Genomic DNA, 26,611 nt, shown 5'->3' on the forward strand with positions numbered 1-26,611 from the left:
TGCCGCAGACCCATTTCGCCATATAATCTCATGCGCGAAAAATAAAAACGTCCTTGGATGCCGATTGGCAGGATACGGTTGGAAACAAACCATGTGGTCAAAATCATTCTTTCCAAAATTGTCAGTTTCAACATTGGCAATATTTGCTCTAATATGCGCCTCACACGCACAAAATGTACAGCCACGTTTTCGTGTCTGTCACGGTTATGATTGCCACTACCGCACGATGGTGACGCTGACAGCGGCAGATCAGGCGAAGATCCGCCGATTGTTTTCGACCACCGCTGATGCTGCAGGTGAGAGAAAGGCAATAAGAAAGTCCGTCGCGATTTTTGAAGAGCGTTCAACGCAAGTGATAGGTGTTCGCGACGAACCGAAAATGGCGTTTGGTCGTCCTAATCGTAAAGGGCAAATGGATTGTATTGACGAATCAACGAACACAGATGCATTTCTCCATTATCTCAAAGCAAACGGCCTGTTGAGATATCACGACGTATCACGACGCGATTCGAGAGGTTTTTTCATTGATGGTCGGTATCCACATTGGACCGCGGTTATAGTTGACAGACAAAAACAAAAATGGGCTGTCGATTCCTGGTATGAAGCAGGGGGAGGGGAACCCGACATTATGCCATTGAAAGCTTGGAAAAAGCGCGGGCGCGGCGGTTCACGCTAGACTTGAGTCCTGCATAAGGTTGACTGATGGCCATGTTAACAAAGATGTCTTGATCAGCATTCGTAAAAACATGAAGCGATCCAAGCATCCTTTGTTCATGCCCTATCGGGCGCGTAAAAATAAAAAGAAATGCTAAAAACAATAAAGTTTGGCTTTTTTCCTTTGATTGATAGAAATTGGGTGATATAGAGACGCCGCTTGCGTAAGGTTTATTGCAGTCCTGTCTGACAGGCTACAAGCGGATGTGGCGAAATTGGTAGACGCACCAGATTTAGGTTCTGGCGGGAGACCGTGGGGGTTCGAGTCCCTCCATCCGCACCACAGCAATTGCCTTGGATGCAAAACGGATTTCTGCGGGGTTTCGCTTCAAGCGGAAGTCCGCTTCATGTGTATCTGACGCGACGTGTCAGAACAGAATTGTTACCGGAGGAGGCGTAGCCCTTTTCCTTAGAGAAATGAAGGTTGTTCGATGCAGGTTACCGAGACGCTTAATGAGGGACTGAAGCGCGAGATCAAGATAGTGATCCCCGCTAAAGATCTGGAAGCTAAATTGAATGAACGTCTTGACGACGCAAAGGACAAGGTCAAACTGAATGGCTTTCGTCCCGGTAAGGTGCCTGCAGGTCATTTGCGCAAGATGTATGGCAAGTCCTTTATGGCGGAAGTTGTCAATGAGATTTTGAATGAATCTCCGCGTTCCATTTTGGCTGAGCGTAACGAGCGTTCTGCAACACAGCCTCAGATCGACATGAGCGAAGACGAAAAAGAAGCCGAAAAAGTGCTTGATGGCAAGGCTGATTTCGTTTTCACATTGAAGTATGAAGTTTTGCCGAAGATCGAGTTGAAAGACGTTTCCGGCATTGCAGTGACACGCGAAGTTGTTGATGTTCCTGAGAAGGATGTTGACGAGCAGGTCGAGCGTATTCTGGCTTCAACGCGTACATATTCGGAAAAGAAGGGTAAAGCTGAAGATGGTGATCGTGTAACGATTGATTATCTTGGCAAGCTTGATGGGACACCTTTTGACGGCGGCGCTGACAATGATGCGCAGTTGGTCATTGGTTCGAAGCAGTTCATTCCGGGCTTTGAAGAGCAGCTTGTCGGCGTCAAGGCTGGCGATACGACAACCATCACGGTTAAATTCCCCGACAATTACGGTGCTGAACATCTGGCTGGAAAAGATGCGACGTTTGACATAACGGTCAAGGAAGTCTCTAAGCCTGATGCTTTGAAGGTTGATGATGAAGCTGCCAAAAAGCTTGGTCTGGAATCATTGGAACGCCTGCGCGAAGTCGTTCGTGAGCAGATTGAAGGTCAGTATGGTTCGGTTACGCGCCAGAAAGTAAAGCGTCAAATTCTTGACGCTCTTGATGGTGATTACAGCTTTGAAACACCTGAACGTCTGGTTGAGGTTGAGTTCAATAATATTTGGGCTCAAATCAATAGCGAATTGCAACAGGCCGGTCGTACATTCGAAGATGAAGATACGACTGAAGAGGCAGCCCGTGAAGAATATCGTAAATTGGCTGAACGCCGTGTACGTCTTGGGCTCGTTCTTTCGGAAATCGGTGAAAAGGCCGGTGTAGAAGTCACGGAAGATGAGTTGCAGCGCGCTGTTTTTGATCAGGTACGCCAGTATCCCGGTCAGGAAAAAGAGATCATGGAATTCTTCCGCCGTACACCGGATGCAGTTGCCAATCTTCGTGCACCTATTTTTGAAGAAAAGGTTGTTGATCATCTTCTCGGACAGGTCAAGGTTACCGATAAAAAGGTGACAGCTGAAGAGCTGATGAAGGAAGACGAAGAAGACGCTGCACCGAAGAAAAAGGCTGCGCCAAAGAAAAAAGCGGAAGATAAGGCTGAAGGCGATGAAAAAGCAGCGCCGAAAAAGGCTCCTACCAAAAAAGCCGCAAAGAAAGATTGATCTTTCATGTTTCATGAAAAAGGCCCGGTTTAACCGGGCCTTTTTTGTTGGATGGTTCACTCTGCTCTTGCACTTGAGGCTTGTTTGGACTAGCCAATAAAGACATCTCGAAATTTTATAATGGATTGGCAATGACAATCGTTGATACCCGAACTGCAGAAGCAAGACGTTTTATTTCCGGTGCCACAGGCGATTGGGAAGTGATAATCGGTTTGGAAGTACACGCGCAGGTTACATCCAATTCGAAATTGTTCTCGGGCGCATCTACAAAATTTGGTGCGGCGCCGAATAATAATGTATCGCTTGTTGATGCAGCTATGCCGGGTATGTTGCCAGTCATTAACATGGAATGTGTGCGTCAGGCGGTGAAGACCGGACTAGGGCTGAAAGCCCAGATCAATTTGAAATCGGTTTTTGATCGTAAAAACTATTTCTATCCTGATTTGCCACAAGGATATCAGATATCGCAGTTTAAACAGCCAATTGTAGGTGAGGGCAAGATCATCATTTCTGTTGGCCCCGATAATAAGGGCCAGTTTGAAGATATCGAGATCGGCATCGAGCGTCTGCATCTGGAGCAGGATGCTGGTAAGTCGATGCACGATCAACATCCAACAATGTCTTTTGTCGATCTTAATCGCTCGGGTGTTGCGTTGATGGAAATTGTTTCCAAGCCTGATCTGCGTTCTTCCGATGAGGCTAAGGCATATCTGACAAAATTGCGGACGATTGTTCGGTATCTTGGTACCTGCGATGGTAACATGGATGAAGGTTCGATGCGCGCCGACGTCAATGTTTCGGTTCGCCGTCCAGGTGAAGGCTTTGGTACACGTTGCGAGATCAAGAATGTCAATTCGATTCGCTTTGTCGGACAGGCGATTGAATATGAGGCCCGTCGCCAGATTGCAGTTCTCGAAGATGGTGGAACAATTGATCAGGAAACGCGACTCTTTGATGCTGCGAAAGGGGAAACCCGTTCCATGCGCTCAAAAGAAGAAGCGCACGATTATCGTTATTTTCCCGACCCGGATTTGCTGCCATTAGAATTCGATCAGCAATTCGTTGATGCCTTGGCGGCCGATCTTCCAGAGCTTCCAGACGATATCAAAGAGCGGTTTGTCTCCCAGATGGGACTGACGGTTTATGACGCATCCATCTTGGTCACGGAAAAGGCTATCGCCGACTATTTCGAGCATGTTGCAAAAGGCCGTGACGGTAAACTGGCCGCAAACTGGATCATAAATGATCTTTTGGGTGCATTGAATAAGGCTGGTTTGGACATCGTTGATACGCCCGTATCGGCTGAACAGCTGGGCGGTATCATCGACCTCATCAAGGAAGGTACGATTTCAGGTAAAATTGCCAAGGACCTTTTCGAAATTATCTGGAATGAGGGTGGTGATCCGGCAAAAGTCGTGGAAGAGCGCGGTATGAAACAGGTTACCGACACCGGAGCGATTGAAAAAGCTGTTGACGAAGTCATCGCAGCCAATCCAGAAAAAGTTCAACAGGCCCAAGAAAAGCCAACTTTAGCCGGTTGGTTCGTGGGGCAGGTTATGAAGGCGACCGGCGGTAAAGCCAATCCGCAGGTTGTCAATGATTTGGTAAAGGCTAAACTCGGGATAGAATAATAATCATGTGGATCCGTACCGCATCCAAAGATGATATTAATGCCATACATGACCTTCTTGTCGAAACGTGGCACGCAACCTACGACGATCTCATTGGTCGTGAAGAAGTAGAAAAAATGACGGCGCAGTTCCACGCGCCGGAGCTTCTCAAAAAATATCTGAGTCGTCCATCATCGGAATATGTTGTGGCTGATGATGGTGAGACCCTCCATGGTGTCGCTTATGCCGTACAGGGAGCTGTGAAAGGTGATTCCGAGATTGCAGTATTGTTTCAACTCTATGTGAAACCGGAAAGCCAACGTCAGGGGATAGGCCAGCGTTTGTTGATTGAGATTGAAGAGGCATTTCCTGCTGCACGCAAAATTCGCGTGAATGTGCATCAAAAAAACGAGCGGGCGCGGCAGTTTTACGCAATGCAAGGCTATAAACAGCTTTCCAAAATACCGGAGCATACTGCGCCAGATGATGTTGTTTTGGAAAAAACGCTGTTTTGATGCAAACAATTAATTGCTTGCCTTTATGGCGTTGCAGCGCCATAACAAAGCATATTTTTTGATCGCTTGCGGCTTAAGGGCTGATTAGAGGAGCAGAAACGGATATGGCTGGTTTTCTGAAGCAAACCTTCACTTGGTGGAATGGTAATACCATCAATACGCGTTTTTTCACATGGCGCAAAGGCAAGCGTATTGGTGAAGACCAATTCGGCAATATTTATTATGAAGGCAGCCGACACAAGGATGGTTATCCTCGTCGCTGGGTCATCTACAAAAACTATTCGGAAGCATCGACAATTCCTGCTGGTTGGCATGGTTGGATGCATCACAGAACAGATACTCCGCCAACGCAAGAAAACTATCAACCGCGTGAATGGGAAAAATCCCACTTGCCGAATATGACCGGCACAGCAGAAGCCTATACACCTAAGGGGTCTATCGCTCGTCATGGCGAACGCCCGCGTGTAACAGGTGACTATGATGCGTGGACGCCCGAGAAGTAGTTTTTCGGCCAAGACTGACGATGTTCGTGGTCTTGCCATAATTAGCGATTAAGCGGTTTTATCTGAATTAAAGTCATTGATATGGTGCTATGCAATTTCTAAAACCGTCAAATTTCAAGTCTTTGGTCGCTTTATGTGCATTTGTCGGTTTTTCGATGCCGATAGCTGCGTCGATGGCTCAAGAAACGTCACGTGTCAGTAATCCTGTTGCCGTTTTTTCGGGGCTCGACAAGATCACAGGACGGATAACAAGTTTTGACGTTTATATCGGCGAAACTTATCAATTTGGCGCGTTGCAAGTGACACCGCGTGTTTGTTATACCAGTTCAGCTGACGAGGCGACCCGCACGGATGGTTTCGTCGAGGTGAATGAAATTACTTTGGATAAAAAAATCCAACGTATTTTTACCGGATGGATGTTTGCGGATAGTCCGGGACTTAACGCTGTTGAACATCCGATTTATGATGTTTGGTTGAAAGACTGCAAGCAGACATCAAAGGTTCCAGCCCCGCAATAATCGCTATGCTGTGATGTAGCGGAGGAGCTTCAATGAGCTTCCCCCGCGCACAAGCTTAACGAATATGCCGCTTTTCATTTCCCCGTACCAGTGTTCTATGCAGTTGTGCCATATCCTGTTTTAGCTTTTCCGCTTTTCCGGTTTGCAACAGTTCGAGCATAAGCTGCAATTTTTGCATCGCTTTGGCTTTGTTTCGATGTTGAGAACGTTCATCGCGCGATATAACCCTGATACCGGTGGGTAGATGTGTAATTCGGACAGCGCTATCCGTCGTGTTTTGATGTTGGCCCCCAGGACCACCAGCACGCATCGTATCGATACGTATTTCTGATGGTGCGATGCTGATCAGGTGATCTTCAGCGCTGTTTTCTACCAGATTAACGCCGACATACCAGTTTTTGCGTTTGTGGTTTGGTCGCACTGGACTTGCAAAGGTGAAGCGGATTGTACCCGTATATTGATGCGCAAAAGCAAAAGCATTTTCACCTTCCAGCGTCATGATTGCCGAAGGTGGACCATAATTGTCGATTTTATCTGCATTATGGATCGAACATGCAATCAGACTGGCTTTCGCTTCTTCTTTTATCATATCAACAAGCTTGCCAAGTGCGATGCGGCATTCAACAGGGCCACTTCCGACGGTGAGGAAGAGATGGCATTCTTGACGGTTCATTTGTTTCTCCCTCTCAATGTTTTTACACCATCATAATTATCCAGCTTGGCTCTTTTAAATGTTACCAAGGGGCGCATTGCTGCGATTGGAACAACAAGTTGCCGCTGTCTCAATTGTTCTATTACCATTTCAATATCTTTATAGGCCGCACCTTTTTCCTCATTGAGGAGGCGCTTATCTTCGCAGATAATTCGCCCACCCCAAGGATTGCGCGACATAGTATGCCGTGATTTATCCCCATCGACGCCTCGTCCCGTCATGGATTGGCGATCGTATTTTCTGCCGGCGCCGTGTGAAACAGAAAAATGGGAAGATGCGACATGCGCACCCGGCGCTACAATGTAGCTCAGGCTGTCACGGGATCCCGCAATCGGCAATAACGAACCGGTTGCCCTTGCGGCGCCCTTGCGATGCAGCCAACCTTGTTTTGTTTGTTCGATAATGTTGTGTGGGACGTCGCATATTGGTTTTACATCAGCTTTCAAAAGTTCCGCCACACGTTCTGCCACCATGCGCCGGTTCAAGCTTGCCCAAGCTACAGCCTTGTCGTGGGATTGCTGATAGGTATTTGCGGCATCAATCGAAAATGGATCCTTGCCGAATTGGTTCTCAAAAGAATCGATAATCATCTGGCCGTATCCACGGGAACCGGAATGAACGAGAAGATAGACCAAACCAGGTTCAAGCGAAGAATGCGTGATAGTTTCTTCGATAATCTGTAATTCGCAAAAATGGTTGCCACCTCCGATGGAACCGAGTGATGCGGAAAACAGATCAGAAGTCAGGCCGATTTCTTCTAAGCGTTTTGACGTATCCATTGCTTCAAAGGTTTCAAGTTGACGTAGTTTTTCCGCCGTTTTATCTAATTTGATACGTTGGGCTTTTAAATCCAATGCAAAAAACGACATGCCGCATCCGATGTCGTTGCCGATGACACGCGGAAGCGGATGGCGTGCGTTGAACGCAATCCCGACAGGGCCATATTTGCCGACATGCAGATCTGGAAATGCCGAGATAGAAGTTATCACTTGAGATTGCGCGAGTTGATCGAGTTGATAGAGCGCCTGACCGTCAACCCAACATTTCTCATCGAAATGTTGACGAAGAATAGCCCGACACTTCACAGCTGGCTGTGATGCAGTAAGTATAACTGAAATAGACATAGAAAATCCTGATAACAGGGAACAAAAGCGCGGTTTATTTCAAGCGCCTTGTTCAGGAAGCCTGGAAATTATTGGCAAACCCGCGAAGGGTAAAAAGAAAGATGGTTCATAGTCTTTACCCCTGTTCCTTGTTTCAATTGCGGTTCTCCTGTCACAGCGTGTATTTTAATGCAAGCGTTTTAAAGCAAGACAACTATAGTCTTGTCTCTGTGAGATATATTTATCACACCGCGAAAGCGTCTACTGCATGATTTACATTGCATGCAATAGGGGCTTCCATGGCGTGAGATCACAGAGCTTGCAGTCGCAAGCTTTAGGAGGTTCGCAAGCAGCATAAGCTTGGGGTAAGGCTGTGTCTGTAGCTTTGAAACCATTGAATATAGCGAAGGCTTGGATATGCTGCTATCACGTTGGTTATTGAGTAAAATAGGTGCGATTGCGCTCCCCCTGTTACTGGTCGGGTGTCAATGGACGACGCAGCCATCGACAACACATGATTATTATACGCGGGTCACTGAGATCAGTTCTAAAAGTTTTTATTTTACCAATAACCCGCTTATTCAGTTGGAAATGCAGGCCAAATGGATCAGCAATCAAGGTTATACGATTGATACCATAGCGACGTCCACGAATTCGAATGATCTGGATTTGAGCCTGGCGTGGTCGCAAAAGCGCAATTATCGCTATGTTGCCCGCGAGAAGTTAAACGTCGTTTGCACTATCGGATGTACAATGTCGGAAAAGGGAAGATTGTTCATACCTGAAGACGAGTTCCGCCAATATGCACAAACGGGATTTGCATTCAAACTGGTAGGACGTGGAAATTATGTTGATGGTTTTCTTGATGCGCGCGCTTTTCAGCAGGTGCTGGATCAGATGAAATCTATGCCGAAATATTAAAGACCTTTGCAACGGTGTGTAATACTCGAATGCTTCAATAGAGTGATTAGTGGTGCCATCTTTGAAAATTAACCATTCTTTAAGGTTTTTATTTCCTTTCCGTATTCTCGCTTTACTTTAACTTTTGCTCATCAGCGATTGATGAGTAAGGGGAGAAGAGACAAATGTTATCGAAAATACTGAGAGTTTTTGTTGTTCTGTTTATTGGATTTTTTTCTTACATGGTTTCGGCATCAGCCGCGGATATTGTAGCCGTTGTAAATGTGCAAAAGCAAATGATGACGGTGAAGAAAAACGGTCAGATTGTCTATAACTGGAAGGTTTCAACCGGCCGAAAGGGATATACCACTCCGAGCGGAATCTATCGTCCGCAGCGTATGCATAAAATGTGGTACAGCCGCAAATATGATAATGCGCCTATGCCTTACGCTATCTTTTACAACCAAGGCTATGCTATTCATGGGACGAACGCCACGGGGCGTCTCGGCAGTCCAGCGAGCCACGGTTGTGTGAGATTGAATACTGCAAATGCCAAAACGCTTTATGGTATGGTACAGCAGGCGGGCGCGCAAAACTTGAAGATCGTGATTACGCATTGAACAAACTGACGACAGATTGGCCTGATTTTTTAGACTTTTATCAAATTCGTTTTTATATGATCGGTATTTTTGCCGGTATTCTGCTCGCATGCTTAATGCCTATGGCCGAAACTGGAAGCGTGGCAATCAAGCTTATCCTGCCGTTACTATTGTTTGTCACATTTCTACAAGTGCCGATAGACTCAGTAGTCAATGGACTTAAAAGTGGAAATTTTATCTCTGCGCTACTTGTGGGGAATTTTCTCTTCGTTCCCGTTTTGGTCATGATACTTGCATGGATTTGTATGAAGATCTGGATATGGACGATCGCGGATATTTCTGAAGTCTCCTATCTCATGTTCATCATTCCCGCAGTATTTGTGCTTTTGTCACCTTGTGTGGATTACGTCGTCAGTTTTTGCAAAATGGCAAAAGGGGATGCGGCACGTTTGACCGCAGCGTTGCCGCTTTTGCTTATTTGCCAATATTGTCTTTTCTTCATTTTATTCGCAACAAGCATTTCGGGTGGTCATTCGCCTGGCGGCGGTTACGCAAAGCTATCCAATTTCGTTGTTGAGTTTGTGTCTATCATAGTCCTACCGCTGCTTCTTGCCTGGTCGCTACAGGGACTATCAAAACGCCGAAAAAGAATCAGGCGAGCAACCCAATTTTTCAAAAATAGCGTCGTGCCAATAACCGCATTTACCTTGATGGTCGTTATGGCTTATGCATTTTCTGAAATTCTATCAGAACTCGGCATCCATCACTATTTTTATGATTTCGCTCAGCAAAACCAATTAAATGAGCCATGGCAATCGGGTGAAAAATACCTCACTGAAGAAGATTTACAGAGCTTGGCTTATGATCGCGGCAGTCCTGTCATTCATATTCAGCTTCTATATGTGGCATCGTTATACATCGCCTATGCGTGTCTTGCTCCTTTCCTTGGTCTTTTTACAGCCAAGCTTTTCCGTTTAAAGCGCGAGCAGAAAATTGCCGTTATCTTCAGTCTTTCTACCCGGAATTCTTTGGTTATCCTTCCGGTTATGCTTCTTTTTGTCGGAGCCAATGAGGCAGGATTAGCGACAGCTGTTATTTTGACACAAACTTGTGTCGAATTAATCGCGCAGATGTTCTATGTCCGCATTGTCCCGCGTTGGATTAAATCAGAAAGCCCATCGTAAGAAGCGCCTTTTCATGCATGAAAATCAGCAAGTCCATCCGGATGTAACAAAGCCACCAATATTGAATATCCCACCGGTGATTATCCTCATCGTCGGCGTTTGCTTGGGTGCGTTTTTCGTGCCGGAATATCTGTTTTCACAAGCGCTTTATGAAAAATACATTGCCTATTGTGCGTTCATTCCGCAATTTTTCCGTCACGTAACGATGCAAGTCTGGTACACACCTGTCAGCTATTCGTTTATGCACGGAAGCATTATGCATGTCGTGGTGAACATGCTTTGGCTTGTGATTTTCGGATCTCCACTCGCCAACAGGATCGGAAATATTCGCTTTTTGATATTTTGGTGTGTTTGTGCCATCGCCGCTGCTTTTGCGCATGGTTATCTGTATTCAGCAAGTTACACTCCACTTGTCGGGGCATCCGGTGCTATCTCCGGGATGATGGGTGCTGCCGCTCGATACGGGTTCCGCCGGGTGGAAACACTTGGTCGCGACAGTAAGCCGGAATTCGCGGGGCCTATCCTATCGATCCCCCGCTCTTTAGCATCAAAGAGCGTATTGGTCTTCATCGGTACATGGCTGCTTATCAATGTTTTTACAGGTCTTGGATCCGTAAGTGGCGCGGATGGCGAGCCGGGTATCGCTTGGGAAGCCCATATTGGTGGATTGGCGGCAGGATTCTTCCTCGCCGGTTTATTCGACCGCCGCCGCCAATATGAATATTGATTATGGATGTAAATATCGATTGGCTGCGTACAAAGCAATTGCAGCCGCATTTGACACATTGAGCGATTTGATTTCACCGGGCATATCCAACCGTGCCAGTGCTGAAACCGTCTCTCGTGTTTTTTGACGCAGGCCTTTTCCTTCGGCTCCAAGCACCAACGCGACATGTCGCCCGCTCAGTGTCGGTTCAAGAGCCAGAGGTCCCTCGGAATCAAGGCCGAAGGTGACAAAGCCGGCATCATGTAATTCACCGATGGCATCGGCAAGGTTACGCACAGTGATATGGTCAATCAACTCAAGTGCGCCGGAAGCGGATTTTGCAAGGACACCGCTTTCCTGCGCCGAGTGCCGGTTTGTCGTGATGACCGCACCAGCATTGAAAGCGACTGCCGAACGCATAATCGCACCAACATTATGCGGGTCGGTTACCTGATCCAGAATGATCACAAGATCGGTATTCGACAATTCTGACAAACGGCGCGTTTTCAGCGGCTCGGTCTCGAGTACCACTCCCTGATGAACTGCATCGCTGCCAACCAATGCATCAAGTGCCTTGGGATAAACCATTTCGACAGGGAAGGGTAAGCTTGATTCGTCAATCTCGAGCCTTGCCAATGCATTTTGCGTTGCAAGCAGGCGTAAGAGTTTGCGCTTAGGGTTCTTCAACGCCGCTGATACGGTGTGGATACCGTAAAGTCTCAGCTGTCCCTGTTCCACAGGTGCGGCATCTGTCTTTGGGCGTTGCGGTTTAAAAGGTCTGCCGGGCTGCGCATCGCGATGTTGGCGGCGTAGACGGGCATAATGAGAATCTTTTGGCGTTTTTTCTTTCATGCCTTCCTATAGCGCAACGTATAGGCCAAACGGTAGAAAAAAACGCTACGGCGTGAAAATTATTGTTATGAAATTCAACAGAACCTGATTTAACCTGTTGACAGCGGCAACGCTAATCGTCATAACGCCCCCCGCAGGCAGAACAAGTTTGTTATGAAGTTGTTCTGCCTGCATATGCCTTATCGCGCAACTCCGCTGGCAATATATGGAGGGGTGCCCGAGTGGTTAAAGGGGACGGACTGTAAATCCGTTGCGTATGCTACGTTGGTTCGAATCCAACCCCCTCCACCATTGCCGGAGCCGGAGTCAATGCGCGGGTATAGCTCAATGGTAGAGCAGCAGCCTTCCAAGCTGAATATGCGGGTTCGATTCCCGCTACCCGCTCCAGACGATCGTTGGCGGTCGGGCATAATTTGGATGAAACAATGTTTCATCTTGAACCGGACGGATTTTCCGTCTTTTTGGGTATAGGGCCGGGCTGAGAAATCGGACCGGTTACATTCAGTTCTGAAGCCCGATTTTGCGGGTGCTAACAAGACGAGAGATCGACGGCGATGGCAAAGAGCAAATTTGAACGTACGAAGCCGCATGTAAACATCGGCACGATTGGTCACGTTGACCATGGCAAGACATCGTTGACAGCAGCGATTACGAAGTATTTTGGTGAATTCAAGGCTTACGATCAGATTGACGCGGCACCTGAAGAGCGCGCACGCGGTATCACGATTTCGACAGCCCACGTTGAGTATGAGACGGAAAACCGTCACTATGCACACGTTGATTGCCCTGGACACGCCGACTATGTTAAGAACATGATCACCGGTGCTGCCCAGATGGATGGTGCAATTCTTGTTGTTTCGGCAGCTGATGGCCCGATGCCTCAGACACGTGAGCACATTCTGCTTGCCCGTCAGGTTGGTGTTCCTGCGATCGTTGTTTTCCTGAACAAGGTCGATCAGGTTGATGATGAAGAGCTTTTGGAACTGGTTGAACTGGAAGTTCGTGAGCTTCTTTCGAAGTATGATTTCCCGGGCGACGAAATTCCGATCGTCAAGGGTTCTGCTTTGGCAGCACTTGAAGATAGCAACAAGACAATTGGTGAAGATGCAGTTCGTCTTCTGATGAGCGAAGTTGATGCTTACATTCCAACGCCAGAGCGTCCTGTTGATCAGCCTTTCTTGATGCCGATTGAAGATGTTTTCTCGATCTCCGGCCGTGGTACGGTTGTGACGGGTCGTGTAGAGCGCGGTATTGTCAAGGTTGGTGAAGAAATCGAAATCATCGGCATTCGTCCGACATCGAAGACGACAGTAACCGGCGTTGAAATGTTCCGTAAGCTTCTTGATCAGGGTCAGGCAGGCGACAACATCGGTGCGCTTCTTCGTGGTATTGACCGTGAAGGTATTGAACGTGGTCAGGTTTTGGCTAAGCCGGGTTCAGTGACACCGCACACCAAGTTCAAGGCAGAAGCTTATATTCTGACCAAGGACGAGGGTGGTCGTCATACACCATTCTTCACAAACTACCGTCCGCAGTTTTACTTCCGTACAACAGACGTTACGGGTATTGTAACGCTGCCAGAAGGTACAGAGATGGTGATGCCAGGTGATAATATCACTGTTGATGTTGCCTTAATCGTTCCGATTGCGATGGAAGAGAAGCTTCGCTTCGCTATCCGTGAAGGTGGCCGCACCGTCGGTGCCGGTATCGTTTCTAAAATCATCGAGTAATGGTGTTGCGGCTGTTCTTCAGTCGCTTCATCTTTCGAGGATAGGGGTATAGCTCAGTTGGTAGAGCGGCGGTCTCCAAAACCGCAGGTCGCGAGTTCAAGCCTTGCTGCCCCTGCCACTCCTTTGTATGCTTTGCATCAAATATAAAGAAGGCGGTTAATAACCGCCTTTTTTGTTTTTTTGGACGAGGGCTTGCGTTTTTCTGCCTAAAGGTTTAATTAATGATGTTGAAGAGATCGCGTAAGGCTGTTATGAGGCTTTCCGCGGTTTTATCGTGTTTGATGTTGGCTGTATGATTCGTGCAGTTGTTTAAGAATTTAATGTAAGGCAAAAGATGGCTTCCAAGACCAATCCGATTACCTTTTTGAAGCAGGTTCGTGCAGAAACTGCAAAGGTAACATGGCCGACTCGTCGCGAAACCACTGTTTCGACGATTATGGTTCTTCTAATGGCGGCTTTTGCTGCTGCCTTCTTTTTTATTGCCGATCAGATTATGAATTTTGGCGTTTGGGAGAGCATTGATCTCCTGAAGCGTCTTTTTAGTTGATAGCTTAAGGGAAAATAACCGTGGCTGCACGTTGGTATATTGTTCAGGCTTACTCGAACTTTGAAAAGAAGGTTGCGGAAGCTATCGATAAGGAAGCGAAGCAGAAAGGGCTTGACCATCTGTTTGAGCGTATTCTGGTTCCAACTGAAAAGGTTGTCGAGGTTCGTCGTGGCCGTAAGGTGGATTCCGAGCGCAAGTTCTTTCCAGGTTATGTTCTCGTTCGTGCGAATTTGACGGATGATGCGTATCATTTGATTAAGAATACACCGAAGGTTACCGGTTTTCTTGGTTCTGATTCGAAGCCTGTTCCGATTTCGGATCGTGAGGCAGAGCAGATCCTGATGCAGGTTCAGGAAGGTGTTGAACGTCCTAAGTCTTCGATTTCATTCGAAATCGGCGAGCAGGTTCGTGTCGCTGATGGGCCGTTTGCATCGTTTAATGGTGTTGTTCAGGAAGTTGAAGAAGAGCGTTCGCGCTTGAAGGTCGAGGTTTCGATTTTTGGTCGTGCTACGCCTGTAGATTTGGAATTCGGTCAGGTTGAAAAGCTCTGATCTCTTTCGGGGTTCGCTCCGAATAAATGGGTGGAAGGTAATGGTGGCTTTTGCCGGCTATGTGTTTCCGCACCACCCGACTGCGGGCCGGTTTTCCGGTTTTTATGAAGCGCCGTTTACGGCATAGTTTAAAGGCAGATTGTTATGGCTAAAAAAATTGCAGGCCAGCTGAAGCTGCAGGTACCGGCAGGGGCGGCTAACCCGTCTCCTCCAATCGGTCCTGCTCTTGGTCAGCGTGGTATCAACATTATGGAATTCTGTAAGGCGTTTAATGCCGCTTCGCAGGAGATGGAAAAGGGTGCGCCGATTCCGGTTGTCATTACTTACTATCAGGATAAATCTTTTACGTTTTCGATGAAGACGCCGCCGGTATCGTTCTTCTTGAAGAAGGAAGCCAACTTGAAGTCCGGTTCTAAGGAGCCAGGTAAGATTTCTGCCGGCACGATTTCGCGTGACAAGGTACGTTCGATCGCAGAAGCAAAAATGAAAGACCTTAATGCAAATGACATTGAGGCTGCTATGCGTATGGTTGAAGGTTCTGCCCGTTCTATGGGCCTGGAAGTGGTGGGCTGAGAACATGGCAAAAGTTGCAAAAAGATTGAAAAAAATCCGTGAAGGCGTTGATGTTGACAAGCTCTATGCGTTGAACGATGCAGTGAACATGGTCAAAGAGCGCGCTGTCGCGAAATTTGATGAAACTATCGAAGTTTCGATGAATCTGGGTGTTGATCCACGTCATGCTGACCAGATGGTTCGCGGCGTTGTCAATCTGCCTAACGGCACCGGTCGTAATGTCCGTGTTGCTGTTTTTGCTCGTGGTGATAAGGCAGAAGAGGCGAAAGCCGCTGGTGCAGATATTGTCGGTGCGGAAGATTTGTTTGAGATCGTCAATGGTGGCACGATCGATTTTGATCGTTGTATTGCTACTCCGGACATGATGCCATTGGTTGGTCGTCTTGGTAAGGTTCTTGGCCCGCGTAGTTTGATGCCAAACCCTAAAGTCGGTACAGTGACGCCTGATGTTGCTGCGGCTGTTAAGGCTTCTAAGGGCGGTGCTGTTGAGTTCCGTGTTGAGAAGGCTGGTATTATCCATGCCGGTATCGGCAAGGCTTCTTTTGGTGCGCAGCAGTTGGCCGAAAATATTATGGCTTTTGCTGATGCGGTTATCAAGGCAAAGCCACAGGGCGCTAAGGGTGAATACGTTAAGCGTGTCGCTGTTTCTTCAACGATGGGCGTCGGCGTTAAGGTTGATCCAGCAACGGTTCGTCCTGCGCAATAAGAAATAAACCGGTTTTCCGGTTTCAACTATCCGGGCTCCTTAAAGGCCCGGGTCATACCGAAAGAAATTTCGGAATGTCCTGTCCGAGATTGTGGGTGACACTTCGGTGTCTTAATCAGATGAAAACCTGCATGAGACTGTGGTAATGACCTGAATGTTGCAAGACAAAGGGTTTGAACCAGCGTTGCCTTTGATCGTGAATGCGTGAAGAAGGGGGCAGGATCCTCGTCGATGACAAGAAATGGTTTCTTGTCATCAAAGGCAACCCGACAGGTTCCGTTTTTACGGGCTTGTTAAATGGAGAGAGACAGTGGATAGAGCGGAAAAACGCGAATTTGTCACATGGCTCAATGGGGCTTTTAAAGAGTCCGGTTCTGTCGTTGTGGCACATTATTCCGGTCTGACAGTTTCGCAGATGAACGATCTTCGTTCAAAAATGGGCGAAGCTGGCGGTACCGTTAAAGTCGCAAAAAACCGCCTTGCCAAAATCGCTCTTCAGGGCACGGAATCAGAATCAATGGCAAGTCTGTTCACCGGACAGACTTTGATTGCTTATTCTTCTGATCCTATGACGGCACCGAAAGTTGCTGTCGATTTTTCCAAGACCAATGACAAGCTTGTCATTCTTGGCGGTTCTATGGGTGCAACCAGCTTGGATGCTGATGCGGTGAAGTCTTTGGCTTCTCTGCCTTCGTTGAACGAGTTGCGTGCAAAGCTTGTGGGTATGATTTCTACCCCTGCTACCCGTATCGCCATGGTTGTTCAGGCACCTGCAGGTCAGGTGGCGCGCGTTGTTGGTGCATATGCCCAGAAGGGCGAAGCGGCTTAAGGCTGTTTCGCAGGCTGGCTTTCAAGGTTTACATTTATGTATTTCTTGGTGGTCGGTTAACTGTTAAACAAATGTTCAAACCTTTTGATTGAAGGAATTATAAAATGGCTGATCTAGCTAAGATCGTAGAAGACCTTTCCAACCTGACAGTTTTGGAAGCTGCTGAGCTTTCAAAGATGCTCGAAGAAAAGTGGGGCGTTTCTGCTGCTGCTCCTGTAGCTGTTGCTGCTGCTGGTGGCGCTGCTGCTCCTGCAGCTGAAGAAAAGACCGAATTTGATGTTGTTCTCGTCGATGGTGGCGCACAGAAAATCAACGTCATTAAAGAAGTTCGTGGCATCACAGGTCTCGGCCTTAAAGAAGCCAAGGATTTGGTTGAAGGTGCACCGAAGCCTGTTAAAGAAGGCGTTGGCAAGGACGAAGCTGAAAAGCTCAAAGCACAGCTCGAAGCAGCTGGCGCCAAGGTTGAGCTTAAGTAAGCTTATTTTTCCGGTGGGTTTTTCCAGCCCACCGGTTTCCTCCCTTTTATCGGGTGGAAATCATTTGGATTGAACCCTTTTCCTGACAGTTCGGTGGCTGTCAGGAAACGGGTTTAAACCGTTCAAGGACCAGGCAATAGTATCGACGAATGGATGGTTGATCGTCAGGCTTTGAGAAAATAGGGCGCTCCGGTTGCATGGGGGTGTCATCGCATTCCCCAAGAAGTCGCTCGGTTTTTTGGATAAGGCAATGCAATAAAATAGGCATACCCGAAAACGTCGCAAGACATTTTCGATCAGGTAGTGCGCAAAAACAGAGTGTCATTCGGAAACCCGCAAGGTTTTCTTGGTTAGAATGACGCGAAACAGGTAAAAATGGATCAATTGCGATCCAAATAAACTGGTCTGCATAAGCAGGCTGATGATGTAAAGCTTTCGGGGTCTAGTCCACCCTGATGAGCAAAGATCAAGGAGCGACGATGGCTCAGACCCTATCATTCAACGGTCGCAAGCGCGTACGCAAGTTTTTTGGCAAGATTCCCGAAGTGGCGGAGATGCCGAACCTTATTGAGGTTCAAAAAGCATCATATGACCAGTTCCTTATGGTTGATGAACCTAAAGGCGGGCGTGCCGATGAAGGCTTGCAGGCAGTGTTCAAATCGGTGTTTCCGATTACGGATTTTTCGGGCGCTTCAATGCTCGAATTCGTTCGTTATGAATTCGACCTTCCAAAATTTGATGTGGAAGAATGCCGGCAGCGCGATCTAACTTACGCAGCACCTCTCAAGGTGACGCTACGTTTGATCGTGTTCGATATTGACGAAGATACAGGTTCGAAGGATATCAAAGACATCAAGGAGCAAGACGTCTATATGGGCGATATGCCTTTGATGACGGATAACGGCACCTTTATTGTTAACGGTACAGAACGTGTTATTGTTTCGCAGATGCACCGTTCGCCGGGCGTTTTCTTCGATCACGATAAAGGGAAGTCGCATTCGTCAGGCAAGCTTTTGTTTGCGGCCCGTGTCATTCCTTATCGCGGCTCTTGGCTTGATATTGAATTCGATGCCAAAGACGTTGTCTACGCACGTATCGACCGTCGTCGTAAAATTCCCGCCACAAGCCTCCTTATGGCTTTAGGCATGGATGGGCAGGACATTCTGTCGACATTCTATAACACGGTTACTTTTGAGCGCGCGAAAGACGGATGGCGTATTCCTTATTCGGCTGATCGCTTCAAGGGTATGAAACTTGTTTCTGACCTGATTGATGCGGATAGTGGTGAAGTTGTTGCCGAGGCTGGCAAGAAGTTGACCGCAAGGGCAGCCAAGCTTTTGACCGAGAAAGGCCTGAAGGCCATCAAGGCATCGGAAGATGATTTGTTTGGTTCCTATTTGGCTGAAGATATCGTCAACTATCAAACGGGTGAGATTTATCTCGAAGCCGGTGATGAGATTGATGAAAAGACGTTGAAAGTCTTGCTGGATACGGGTGTGGACGAAATCAATGTTCTTGATATCGATCACGTCAATATCGGTGCTTATATCCGCAATACTTTGGCGGCTGACAAGAATCAAAGTCGTCAGGATGCATTGTTCGATATTTACCGCGTGATGCGTCCGGGGGAACCTCCCACAATGGACACTGCGGAAGCAATGTTCAACTCGTTGTTCTTCGATCCTGAGCGCTATGATCTTTCGGCTGTCGGCCGTGTGAAGATGAATATGCGTATGGATCTCGATTGCCCGGATACGGTTCGTATTCTGCGCAAAGAAGATATCTTGGCTGTTGTCAAAATGCTCGTAGAGCTGCGTGATGGTCGCGGCGAGATTGACGATATCGACAATCTCGGCAATCGTCGCGTTCGCTCGGTCGGTGAATTGATGGAAAATCAATACCGTGTTGGTCTGCTTCGTATGGAGCGTGCCATCAAGGAACGGATGTCTTCCATTGAAATCGACACGGTCATGCCGCAGGATTTGATTAATGCAAAACCAGCCGCTGCTGCCGTTCGCGAGTTCTTCGGTTCTTCGCAGCTTTCGCAGTTTATGGATCAGACCAATCCGCTTTCGGAGATCACCCATAAGCGCCGTCTTTCGGCACTTGGCCCTGGTGGTCTTACCCGTGAGCGTGCTGGCTTTGAAGTCCGTGACGTGCATCCAACCCATTACGGTCGTATCTGCCCGATTGAAACGCCGGAAGGCCCGAATATCGGTCTGATCAACTCGTTGGCGACATTTGCGCGTGTGAACAAATACGGTTTCATTGAAAGCCCGTATCGTAAAATCATTGATGGCAAGGTGACGACCAAGGTTGTTTATCTGTCAGCTATGGAAGAATCAAAGCACTACGTAGCGCAGGCCAATTCGTCGCTTGATGCTGAAGGTCAATTCACGGAAGAGTTCGTGGTTTGCCGTCATGCCGGTGAAGTTTTGATGGCTCCGCGTGATCATGTGGATTTGATGGACGTTTCGCCGAAACAGCTTGTTTCGGTTGCAGCAGCTCTTATTCCATTCCTTGAAAACGATGACGCCAACCGTGCGTTGATGGGTTCGAACATGCAGCGTCAGGCCGTGCCGTTGGTACGTGCAGAAGCGCCGTTTGTTGGAACCGGTATGGAGCCGATTGTTGCCCGCGATTCTGGTGCTGCGATTGGTGCGAAACGTGGTGGTATCGTCGATCAGGTCGATGCGACACGTATTGTTATTCGTGCAACGGAAGATCTCGATCCGTCCAAGTCGGGCGTCGATATTTATCGTCTGCAGAAATTCCAGCGTTCCAACCAGTCGACCTGCATCAACCAGCGTCCATTGGTTCGCGTCGGTGACCGCATCGAAAAAGGCGATATCATTGCTGATGGTCCTTCGACCGATCTCGGTGATCTGGCACTTGGCCGTAACGTGCTTGTCGCGTTTATGCCTTGGAATGGCTACAACTACGAAGACTCTATCCTGCTTTCTGAAAAGATTGTTTCGGATGACGTTTTCACCTCGATCCATATCGAAGAGTTTGAAGTTGCAGCTCGCGATACCAAGCTTGGACCGGAAGAAATTACGCGCGATATTCCCAATGTTTCTGAAGAAGCACTGAAGAATCTCGATGAAGCCGGTATTGTCTATATCGGTGCGGAAGTTCAGCCGGGCGACATTCTGGTCGGTAAGATCACACCAAAGGGCGAAAGCCCGATGACGCCGGAAGAAAAGCTTCTGCGTGCCATCTTTGGTGAAAAGGCTTCGGATGTGCGTGACACCTCCATGCGTATGCCTCCAGGGACTTTCGGTACGGTTGTTGAAGTTCGTGTCTTTAACCGCCATGGTGTGGAAAAAGACGAACGTGCTATGGCTATTGAACGTGAAGAAATTGAACGTTTGGCCAAAGACCGTGATGACGAACAGTCAATTCTCGACCGTAACGTCTATTCTCGTCTCGTCGATATGCTCAATGGCAAAACTGCTATTGAAGGCCCTAAAGGGTTCAAGAAGGGCACCAGCCTTGATGAAGCCGTTATGGGTGAGTATCCGCGCTCGCAGTGGTGGCAGTTTGCTGTTGAAGATGAAAAACTTCAGGGCGAAATCGAGGCTCTGCGCAAGCAGTATGACGAATCCAAGGATGCATTGCAGCGTCGCTTTATGGACAAGGTTGAAAAAGTCCAGCGCGGTGACGAGATGCCCCCAGGGGTCATGAAAATGGTGAAGGTTTTTGTTGCTGTGAAGCGCAAAATCCAGCCGGGCGATAAGATGGCCGGTCGTCACGGAAACAAGGGTGTTGTATCGCGTATTCTGCCTGCAGAAGATATGCCATTCCTTGAAGACGGGACCCATGCCGATATCGTGTTGAACCCGCTTGGTGTGCCGAGCCGTATGAATGTTGGTCAGATTCTGGAAACGCACCTTGGTTGGGCGTGTTCGGGGATGGGCAAGCAGATCGGCGAGTTGCTAGAGGCTTATCAGAAGTCAGGCGATATCAAGCCTTTGCGTCAGCGTATTGAGGATGTCATTCCTGACAATGATCGCAATGAGCCGGTACGCAACTATGACGATGAGAGTGTCGTTCGTCTGGCGAGCCAGATGAAGCGCGGTGTTTCTATCGCAACGCCGGTTTTCGATGGTGCTCATGAAGCAGATATCAACGTTATGTTGAAGGAAGCTGGCATGAATACATCGGGTCAGGTGACGTTATATGATGGCCGTACGGGTGAGCCTTTCGATCGTCAGGTGACGGTTGGGTATATTTATATGCTCAAACTGCATCACTTGGTTGATGACAAGATCCACGCCCGTTCGATCGGACCTTACTCGCTTGTTACCCAGCAGCCGCTTGGTGGTAAAGCGCAGTTCGGTGGTCAGCGTTTCGGTGAAATGGAAGTCTGGGCTCTGGAAGCTTATGGCGCCGCTTACACCTTGCAGGAAATGCTGACGGTCAAGTCGGATGACGTTGCAGGCCGTACCAAGGTCTATGAAGCCATTGTTCGTGGCGATGATACATTTGAAGCCGGTATCCCTGAAAGCTTCAATGTGTTGGTCAAGGAAATGCGCTCGTTGGGCCTCAATGTCGAGCTTGATGACACCCGTGAATTGCTGGCGCAGCAGTCGCTGCCGGATGCAGCCGAGTAAATCTTGAGAAGGCGCGCTTTTTAATAAGCGCGCCTTTATCGGCCGTTAAAAGCCGAAAAAAATGGATTTCTATTGAGATAGCCATGGTTTTTCCAAACGTGGAAAACAGGCTTATCGCAACGGGTTCAAGAGAACCCTTGAAGGAGAACGGCATGAACCAAGAGGTCATGAATCTTTTCAATCCTCAGGCGCCAGCGCAGACGTTTGACTCTATTCGTATTTCGATCGCGAGCCCTGAGAAGATTCTGTCCTGGTCTTACGGCGAAATCAAAAAGCCGGAGACCATCAACTACCGTACGTTCAAGCCTGAACGTGATGGTCTTTTCTGCGCGCGTATTTTTGGCCCGATCAAGGACTATGAATGTCTTTGCGGCAAATATAAGCGTATGAAATACAAGGGCATTATTTGTGAAAAATGCGGTGTGGAAGTCACTCTTTCACGCGTGCGGCGTGAGCGTATGGGCCATATTGAGCTTGCAGCTCCTGTTGCTCATATCTGGTTTTTGAAATCTTTGCCAAGCCGTATCGGTACGCTTCTTGATATGACATTGAAGGACATTGAACGTGTTCTTTATTTTGAAAATTATATCATTACTGAACCGGGCTTAACGTCGTTGAAGATGCATCAGCTTCTTTCCGAAGAAGAATATATGATTGCAGTTGACGAATTTGGTGAAGACCAGTTTACGGCATTGATCGGTGCTGAAGCTATTTATGAGCTTCTGGCAGCGATGGAGCTCGAAAAAATTGCTGGTGATCTTCGTGCCGAATTGGCTGAAACAACTTCGGAATTAAAGACGAAGAAGTTGATGAAGCGTCTTAAGATTGTTGAAAACTTTCTTGAGTCCGGCAATCGTCCTGAATGGATGATCATGAAGATCATTCCGGTTATACCGCCTGATCTGCGTCCATTGGTGCCGCTTGATGGTGGTCGTTTTGCAACGTCCGACCTCAATGATCTTTATCGTCGTGTGATTAATCGTAACAATCGTTTGAAGCGTTTGATCGAGCTGCGTGCTCCCGGCATTATTGTGCGCAATGAAAAGCGTATGTTGCAGGAAGCCGTGGATGCGCTGTTTGACAATGGCCGTCGTGGTCGCGTGATTACAGGCGCCAATAAGCGTCCGTTGAAATCACTGTCGGATATGTTGAAGGGCAAGCAGGGACGTTTCCGTCAGAACCTTCTCGGCAAGCGCGTCGACTATTCAGGTCGTTCGGTTATCGTGACCGGTCCAGAATTGAAACTGCATCAATGCGGTCTGCCTAAGAAAATGGCTTTGGAACTTTTTAAGCCGTTCATCTATGCACGTCTTGATGCCAAGGGCTATTCTTCAACCGTCAAGCAAGCCAAAAAGCTGGTTGAAAAAGAACGTCCAGAAGTTTGGGATATTCTTGATGAAGTCATTCGCGAACATCCGGTTCTGTTGAACCGCGCGCCAACGCTTCACCGCTTGGGTATTCAGGCTTTCGAACCCACCTTGATTGAAGGTAAGGCTATCCAGCTGCATCCGTTGGTTTGTACAGCGTTTAACGCTGACTTTGACGGTGACCAAATGGCGGTTCACGTTCCGCTTTCTTTGGAAGCACAGCTTGAAGCACGCGTCTTGATGATGTCGACCAACAATATTCTTCATCCTGCAAACGGCGCGCCAATTATCGTGCCTTCACAGGATATGGTTCTTGGTCTTTATTATCTTTCGATCGTTTCTGAAAAAGAACCGGGCGAAGGCATGATTTTTGCCGATCTTGGTGAGCTGCATCACGCTTTGGATAACAAAGTGGTGACTCTGCATACGAAGATTAAAGGCCGTTTCAAGAATATTGATGCGGATGGCAATGAAGTCGCGAAAATCTACGATACCACACCGGGTCGTTTGATTATCGGCGAACTTCTGCCGAAGAACGCCAATGTTTCGTTTGATATTGTCAATCAGGAAATGACCAAGAAAAACATTTCCAAGATGATCGACCATGTCTATCGTCACTGCGGTCAGAAAGATACGGTCATCTTCTGCGATCGTATTATGCAGCTTGGTTTTGCCCATGCTTGTCGGGCTGGCATTTCGTTTGGCAAGGACGACATGGTTATTCCCGATAGCAAGGCGAAATTGGTTCAGGAAACCGAAGCTTTGGCGAAGGAATACGAGCAGCAGTATAATGACGGTCTGATTACCCAGGGTGAGAAGTACAACAAGGTTGTTGACGCTTGGGGTAAATGTACCGATCGTGTTGCTGATGAAATGATGAAACGCATTCAGGCTGTTGAATTCGACCCGGAAACTGGTCGCCAAAAACAGATGAATTCGATTTACATGATGTCGCATTCCGGTGCGCGTGGTTCTGCCAACCAGATGAAACAGTTGGCCGGTATGCGTGGTTTGATGGCAAAGCCTTCAGGCGAAATCATCGAAACTCCGATCATTTCGAACTTCAAAGAAGGTCTGACCGTGAATGAGTACTTCAACTCAACCCACGGTGCCCGTAAGGGTCTTGCCGACACGGCTTTGAAAACCGCGAACTCGGGTTACTTGACACGTCGTCTAGTTGACGTTGCACAGGATGCCATTATTTCATCTGTCGATTGCGGCACGGAAAAAGGCTTGACGATGCAACCTATCGTCGATGCTGGTCAGGTGGTTGCTTCGATTGGTCAGCGTATTCTCGGGCGTACAGCTCTTCTTGATATCCTTCATCCGATTTCGGGAGAAGTTATTGTTGAAGGCGGTCGTATGATTGAGGAAGCCGATGTTGCAGTGATTGAAGAGGCTGGTATTCAGACTGTTCAAATCCGCTCAGCATTGACCTGCGAAACCCGTCTCGGTGTTTGTGCCAAGTGCTATGGCCGTGATCTGGCTCGTGGTACACCTGTTAATCAGGGTGAAGCGGTCGGTGTTATTGCGGCTCAGTCGATCGGTGAGCCCGGCACTCAGCTGACAATGCGTACATTCCACTTAGGCGGTACAGCGCAGGTTGTGGACTCGTCCTATCTCGAAGCTTCTTATGAAGGCACTGTTGAACTGCGCAACCGTAATGTGGTTCGTAATTCAGAGGGTCATCTGGTGGTTATGGGCCGTAACATGGCTGTTCTCATTAAAGATGAGACAGGCAAGGAACGTGCATCTCACCGTGTGACTTACGGCGCCCGCATCTTTGTTGATGACGGTGATGTGGTAAAACGTGGTCAGCGTATCGCTGAATGGGATCCGTATACCCGCCCGATCATGACCGAAGTTGAAGGTTATGTAGGTTTTGAAGATATGATCGATGGTTTGTCTGTTACCGAAACAGCCGACGAATCGACCGGTATCACCAAGCGTCAGGTTATTGACTGGCGTGCAAATCCGCGTGGTGCCGATCTGAAGCCTGCAATGATCATCCACACAGACAAGAAGAGCGGCAAGATCGCAAAATTGTCGAAGGGTGGCGAAGCCCGTTACATGATGTCGGTTGAAACCATTCTTTCGGTTGAACCCGGTGCCCATGTTAAGGCTGGTGACGTGATTGCCCGTCTGCCAATGGAAAGTGCAAAGACCAAGGATATTACCGGTGGTCTTCCACGTGTGGCAGAGCTTTTTGAAGCCCGTCGTCCAAAAGACCATGCTGTGATTGCTGAAATCGACGGTACGGTTCGTTTTGGCCGCGACTACAAAAACAAACGTCGCATCATGATCGAGCCTAATGATGAAACGATTGAACCGGTGGAATATCTCATTCCAAAAGGCAAGCCGTTCCATCTTCAAGATGGTGACCAGATCGAAAAGGGTGACTACATCCTCGACGGCAATCCGGCGCCGCACGACATTCTGGCGATTAAGGGTGTTGAAGCGCTGGCTTCCTATCTCGTAAACGAAATTCAGGAAGTCTATCGTCTTCAGGGCGTTTTAATCAACGACAAGCACATTGAAGTGATTGTTCGCCAGATGTTGCAGAAAGTCGAAATCACTGAATCCGGTGATTCAGGCTATATTCCGGGCGATAATGTTGACCGCATCGAGTTGGATGAAGTCAATGACCGTCTGATTGAAGAAGGCAAGAAGCCTGCTTCGGGTAATCCGGTTCTTCTGGGTATTACCAAAGCATCGCTCCAGACACCTTCCTTCATCTCTGCTGCATCGTTCCAGGAAACAACCCGCGTTCTTACCGAAGCGGCTGTCGCTGGCAAGATGGACACACTGCAGGGCTTGAAAGAAAACGTTATCGTCGGTCGGCTTATCCCAGCCGGTACCGGTGGCACGATCGCGCAAATCCGTCGCATTGCAACTGCACGCGATGATTTGATTGTCGATGAACGTCGTAAGTCAAGTGGTGGTGAAGCCGCTAATGCCATGTTGGCGGATATGACCAACACAGCTGCCGAATAAGCGCAGCTTATGATTTGGAAAAGCCCCGGTAAAACCGGGGCTTTTTTGTATGCAGACAATTCTTATCTTCTATTCAAAATGGTCATTTGGAAATTAAAGACGCGTTCAATTAAAGGATAAGGAAGGTATCCCCATTGGTTTTCGTAGGAAAATAGGGGGGCGTTCGTTGCGAACAGCTTCAAAAAAAGCGTTGTGTCGATTTAGATAATCATCGCAGCAAAACTTAGAGCGCTTTTCGACTTGATGCTATCCGGCCAGCGCGTCTCAAGCTTTTAATTTGTCGCGGTATCTTATCCGACTGATGGTTCACATCAATCGGGAACCGCTCTAGAGCATTTTCCGAAAAGTGTGAAGCGCATCCGTGGGGAAAACGATTCACAGGATCGTTTTCTTAATCCCACTCCTATCGGACAAAAAATG

At 48.0% G+C, this 26,611-nt stretch carries 22 protein-coding genes and 4 tRNA genes; 23 read left to right on the forward strand and 3 right to left on the reverse strand.

Features of this window, described 5'->3' with window-relative positions; all coding sequences use genetic code 11:
- Positions 1-91: 91 nt before the first annotated feature.
- From ACYSNS_RS06445 to ACYSNS_RS06475, 7 genes are all read left to right on the forward strand, one after another.
- Positions 92-676, forward strand: coding sequence for a hypothetical protein (locus ACYSNS_RS06445; RefSeq protein WP_461722311.1), 585 nt, complete (start codon positions 92-94; stop codon positions 674-676).
- A gap of 238 nt (positions 677-914) precedes the next feature.
- A tRNA-Leu gene (locus ACYSNS_RS06450) sits at positions 915-997 on the forward strand.
- 148 nt (positions 998-1,145) lie between these two features.
- Positions 1,146-2,600, forward strand: coding sequence for a trigger factor (gene tig, locus ACYSNS_RS06455; RefSeq protein ID WP_461722312.1), 1,455 nt, complete (start codon positions 1,146-1,148; stop codon positions 2,598-2,600).
- Between the two features lie 131 nt (positions 2,601-2,731).
- Positions 2,732-4,231, forward strand: a complete 1,500-nt coding sequence (gene gatB, locus ACYSNS_RS06460) for an Asp-tRNA(Asn)/Glu-tRNA(Gln) amidotransferase subunit GatB (protein WP_461722313.1) — start codon at positions 2,732-2,734, stop codon at positions 4,229-4,231.
- 5 nt (positions 4,232-4,236) lie between these two features.
- Positions 4,237-4,725 carry a GNAT family N-acetyltransferase gene (locus ACYSNS_RS06465; RefSeq protein ID WP_461722314.1) on the forward strand — a complete coding sequence of 163 codons (489 nt, stop codon included), beginning with the start codon at positions 4,237-4,239 and terminating at the stop codon, positions 4,723-4,725.
- 104 nt (positions 4,726-4,829) lie between these two features.
- Positions 4,830-5,228 carry an NADH:ubiquinone oxidoreductase subunit NDUFA12 gene (locus tag ACYSNS_RS06470; protein ID WP_461722315.1) on the forward strand — a complete coding sequence of 133 codons (399 nt, stop codon included), beginning with the start codon at positions 4,830-4,832 and terminating at the stop codon, positions 5,226-5,228.
- A gap of 89 nt (positions 5,229-5,317) precedes the next feature.
- Complete coding sequence (locus ACYSNS_RS06475) at positions 5,318-5,746, forward strand: DUF2155 domain-containing protein (RefSeq protein WP_461722316.1); 429 nt, start codon at positions 5,318-5,320, stop codon at positions 5,744-5,746.
- 55 nt (positions 5,747-5,801) lie between these two features.
- Here ACYSNS_RS06475 and prfH read toward each other — a convergent pair whose 3' ends face one another.
- Positions 5,802-6,419: a peptide chain release factor H gene (gene prfH / locus ACYSNS_RS06480; RefSeq protein ID WP_461722317.1), complete on the reverse strand. Its 618-nt coding sequence runs from the start codon at positions 6,417-6,419 to the stop codon at positions 5,802-5,804.
- Positions 6,416-7,582, reverse strand: a complete 1,167-nt coding sequence (locus ACYSNS_RS06485; RefSeq protein ID WP_461722318.1) for an RNA ligase RtcB family protein — start codon at positions 7,580-7,582, stop codon at positions 6,416-6,418. The genes prfH and ACYSNS_RS06485 overlap by 4 nt, the downstream gene beginning before the upstream one ends.
- A 396-nt stretch (positions 7,583-7,978) precedes the next feature.
- Between ACYSNS_RS06485 and ACYSNS_RS06490 the strand changes: the two genes are divergently transcribed.
- The 4 genes from ACYSNS_RS06490 to ACYSNS_RS06505 all read left to right on the forward strand — a co-directional run bounded on the left by ACYSNS_RS06490 (position 7,979) and on the right by ACYSNS_RS06505 (position 10,971).
- The gene (locus tag ACYSNS_RS06490; protein WP_461722319.1) at positions 7,979-8,482 is read left to right on the forward strand and encodes a hypothetical protein; all 504 of its coding nucleotides are present in this window, start codon (positions 7,979-7,981) and stop codon (positions 8,480-8,482) included.
- A 164-nt stretch (positions 8,483-8,646) separates the two neighbouring features.
- On the forward strand, positions 8,647-9,081 hold the full coding sequence (locus ACYSNS_RS06495; protein ID WP_461722320.1) for a L,D-transpeptidase: 435 nt from the start codon (positions 8,647-8,649) through the stop codon (positions 9,079-9,081).
- A gap of 284 nt (positions 9,082-9,365) precedes the next feature.
- Positions 9,366-10,244: a hypothetical protein gene (locus ACYSNS_RS06500; RefSeq protein ID WP_461722321.1), complete on the forward strand. Its 879-nt coding sequence runs from the start codon at positions 9,366-9,368 to the stop codon at positions 10,242-10,244.
- A 13-nt stretch (positions 10,245-10,257) separates the two neighbouring features.
- Positions 10,258-10,971, forward strand: coding sequence for a rhomboid family intramembrane serine protease (locus ACYSNS_RS06505; protein ID WP_461722411.1), 714 nt, complete (start codon positions 10,258-10,260; stop codon positions 10,969-10,971).
- Here the strand turns inward: ACYSNS_RS06505 and ACYSNS_RS06510 are convergent, their stop codons facing one another.
- Complete coding sequence (locus ACYSNS_RS06510) at positions 10,972-11,802, reverse strand: TrmH family RNA methyltransferase (protein ID WP_461722322.1); 831 nt, start codon at positions 11,800-11,802, stop codon at positions 10,972-10,974.
- Positions 11,803-12,009: 207 nt separating this feature from the next.
- Here ACYSNS_RS06510 and ACYSNS_RS06515 point away from each other — a divergent pair.
- The 12 genes from ACYSNS_RS06515 (at position 12,010) to rpoC (ending at position 26,191) form a co-directional block, all read left to right on the forward strand.
- Positions 12,010-12,093 (forward strand) — tRNA-Tyr (locus tag ACYSNS_RS06515).
- 22 nt (positions 12,094-12,115) lie between these two features.
- Positions 12,116-12,189 (forward strand) — tRNA-Gly (locus ACYSNS_RS06520).
- A gap of 167 nt (positions 12,190-12,356) precedes the next feature.
- A complete protein-coding gene (gene tuf, locus ACYSNS_RS06525) occupies positions 12,357-13,532 on the forward strand; it encodes an elongation factor Tu (RefSeq protein ID WP_461722323.1) in 1,176 nt (391 codons plus the stop codon).
- 42 nt (positions 13,533-13,574) lie between these two features.
- Positions 13,575-13,650 (forward strand) — tRNA-Trp (locus ACYSNS_RS06530).
- Between the two features lie 216 nt (positions 13,651-13,866).
- On the forward strand, positions 13,867-14,079 hold the full coding sequence (gene secE / locus ACYSNS_RS06535) for a preprotein translocase subunit SecE (protein ID WP_461722324.1): 213 nt from the start codon (positions 13,867-13,869) through the stop codon (positions 14,077-14,079).
- A 20-nt stretch (positions 14,080-14,099) separates the two neighbouring features.
- Positions 14,100-14,630, forward strand: a complete 531-nt coding sequence (gene nusG / locus ACYSNS_RS06540) for a transcription termination/antitermination protein NusG (protein WP_461722325.1) — start codon at positions 14,100-14,102, stop codon at positions 14,628-14,630.
- A 144-nt stretch (positions 14,631-14,774) separates the two neighbouring features.
- Positions 14,775-15,203, forward strand: a complete 429-nt coding sequence (gene rplK, locus ACYSNS_RS06545) for a 50S ribosomal protein L11 (RefSeq protein WP_461722326.1) — start codon at positions 14,775-14,777, stop codon at positions 15,201-15,203.
- 4 nt (positions 15,204-15,207) lie between these two features.
- Positions 15,208-15,909: a 50S ribosomal protein L1 gene (gene rplA, locus ACYSNS_RS06550; RefSeq protein ID WP_461722327.1), complete on the forward strand. Its 702-nt coding sequence runs from the start codon at positions 15,208-15,210 to the stop codon at positions 15,907-15,909.
- A gap of 310 nt (positions 15,910-16,219) precedes the next feature.
- Positions 16,220-16,738: a 50S ribosomal protein L10 gene (gene rplJ, locus ACYSNS_RS06555; protein ID WP_461722328.1), complete on the forward strand. Its 519-nt coding sequence runs from the start codon at positions 16,220-16,222 to the stop codon at positions 16,736-16,738.
- 104 nt (positions 16,739-16,842) lie between these two features.
- On the forward strand, positions 16,843-17,214 hold the full coding sequence (gene rplL, locus ACYSNS_RS06560) for a 50S ribosomal protein L7/L12 (protein WP_461722329.1): 372 nt from the start codon (positions 16,843-16,845) through the stop codon (positions 17,212-17,214).
- Between the two features lie 479 nt (positions 17,215-17,693).
- Entirely contained in the window at positions 17,694-21,830 is a 4,137-nt protein-coding gene (rpoB, locus tag ACYSNS_RS06565) for a DNA-directed RNA polymerase subunit beta (protein ID WP_461722330.1), read from the forward strand.
- Between the two features lie 152 nt (positions 21,831-21,982).
- On the forward strand, positions 21,983-26,191 hold the full coding sequence (rpoC, locus tag ACYSNS_RS06570) for a DNA-directed RNA polymerase subunit beta' (protein ID WP_461722331.1): 4,209 nt from the start codon (positions 21,983-21,985) through the stop codon (positions 26,189-26,191).
- Positions 26,192-26,611: the final 420 nt, after the last annotated feature.

The sequence above is a fragment of the Bartonella sp. LJL80 genome (genome assembly GCF_054871565.1).

Bases quoted from the DNA above. Each gene is read 5' to 3' on its own strand.
- ACYSNS_RS06475 (WP_461722316.1), top strand. From the start codon at position 5,318: ATGCAATTTCTAAAACCGTCAAATTTCAAGTCTTTGGTCGCTTTATGT.
- rpoB (WP_461722330.1), top strand. From the start codon at position 17,694: ATGGCTCAGACCCTATCATTCAACGGTCGCAAGCGCGTACGCAAGTTT.
- ACYSNS_RS06470 (WP_461722315.1), top strand. From the start codon at position 4,830: ATGGCTGGTTTTCTGAAGCAAACCTTCACTTGGTGGAATGGTAATACC.
- ACYSNS_RS06485 (WP_461722318.1), bottom strand. From the start codon at position 7,582: ATGTCTATTTCAGTTATACTTACTGCATCACAGCCAGCTGTGAAGTGT.
- rplK (WP_461722326.1), top strand. From the start codon at position 14,775: ATGGCTAAAAAAATTGCAGGCCAGCTGAAGCTGCAGGTACCGGCAGGG.
- rpoC (WP_461722331.1), top strand. From the start codon at position 21,983: ATGAACCAAGAGGTCATGAATCTTTTCAATCCTCAGGCGCCAGCGCAG.
- secE (WP_461722324.1), top strand. From the start codon at position 13,867: ATGGCTTCCAAGACCAATCCGATTACCTTTTTGAAGCAGGTTCGTGCA.
- tuf (WP_461722323.1), top strand. From the start codon at position 12,357: ATGGCAAAGAGCAAATTTGAACGTACGAAGCCGCATGTAAACATCGGC.
- ACYSNS_RS06465 (WP_461722314.1), top strand. From the start codon at position 4,237: ATGTGGATCCGTACCGCATCCAAAGATGATATTAATGCCATACATGAC.
- prfH (WP_461722317.1), bottom strand. From the start codon at position 6,419: ATGAACCGTCAAGAATGCCATCTCTTCCTCACCGTCGGAAGTGGCCCT.
- ACYSNS_RS06490 (WP_461722319.1), top strand. From the start codon at position 7,979: ATGCTGCTATCACGTTGGTTATTGAGTAAAATAGGTGCGATTGCGCTC.
- rplL (WP_461722329.1), top strand. From the start codon at position 16,843: ATGGCTGATCTAGCTAAGATCGTAGAAGACCTTTCCAACCTGACAGTT.
- ACYSNS_RS06505 (WP_461722411.1), top strand. From the start codon at position 10,258: ATGCATGAAAATCAGCAAGTCCATCCGGATGTAACAAAGCCACCAATA.
- ACYSNS_RS06510 (WP_461722322.1), bottom strand. From the start codon at position 11,802: ATGAAAGAAAAAACGCCAAAAGATTCTCATTATGCCCGTCTACGCCGC.
- gatB (WP_461722313.1), top strand. From the start codon at position 2,732: ATGACAATCGTTGATACCCGAACTGCAGAAGCAAGACGTTTTATTTCC.
- tig (WP_461722312.1), top strand. From the start codon at position 1,146: ATGCAGGTTACCGAGACGCTTAATGAGGGACTGAAGCGCGAGATCAAG.
- ACYSNS_RS06500 (WP_461722321.1), top strand. From the start codon at position 9,366: ATGAAGATCTGGATATGGACGATCGCGGATATTTCTGAAGTCTCCTAT.
- ACYSNS_RS06495 (WP_461722320.1), top strand. From the start codon at position 8,647: ATGTTATCGAAAATACTGAGAGTTTTTGTTGTTCTGTTTATTGGATTT.
- ACYSNS_RS06445 (WP_461722311.1), top strand. From the start codon at position 92: ATGTGGTCAAAATCATTCTTTCCAAAATTGTCAGTTTCAACATTGGCA.
- rplA (WP_461722327.1), top strand. From the start codon at position 15,208: ATGGCAAAAGTTGCAAAAAGATTGAAAAAAATCCGTGAAGGCGTTGAT.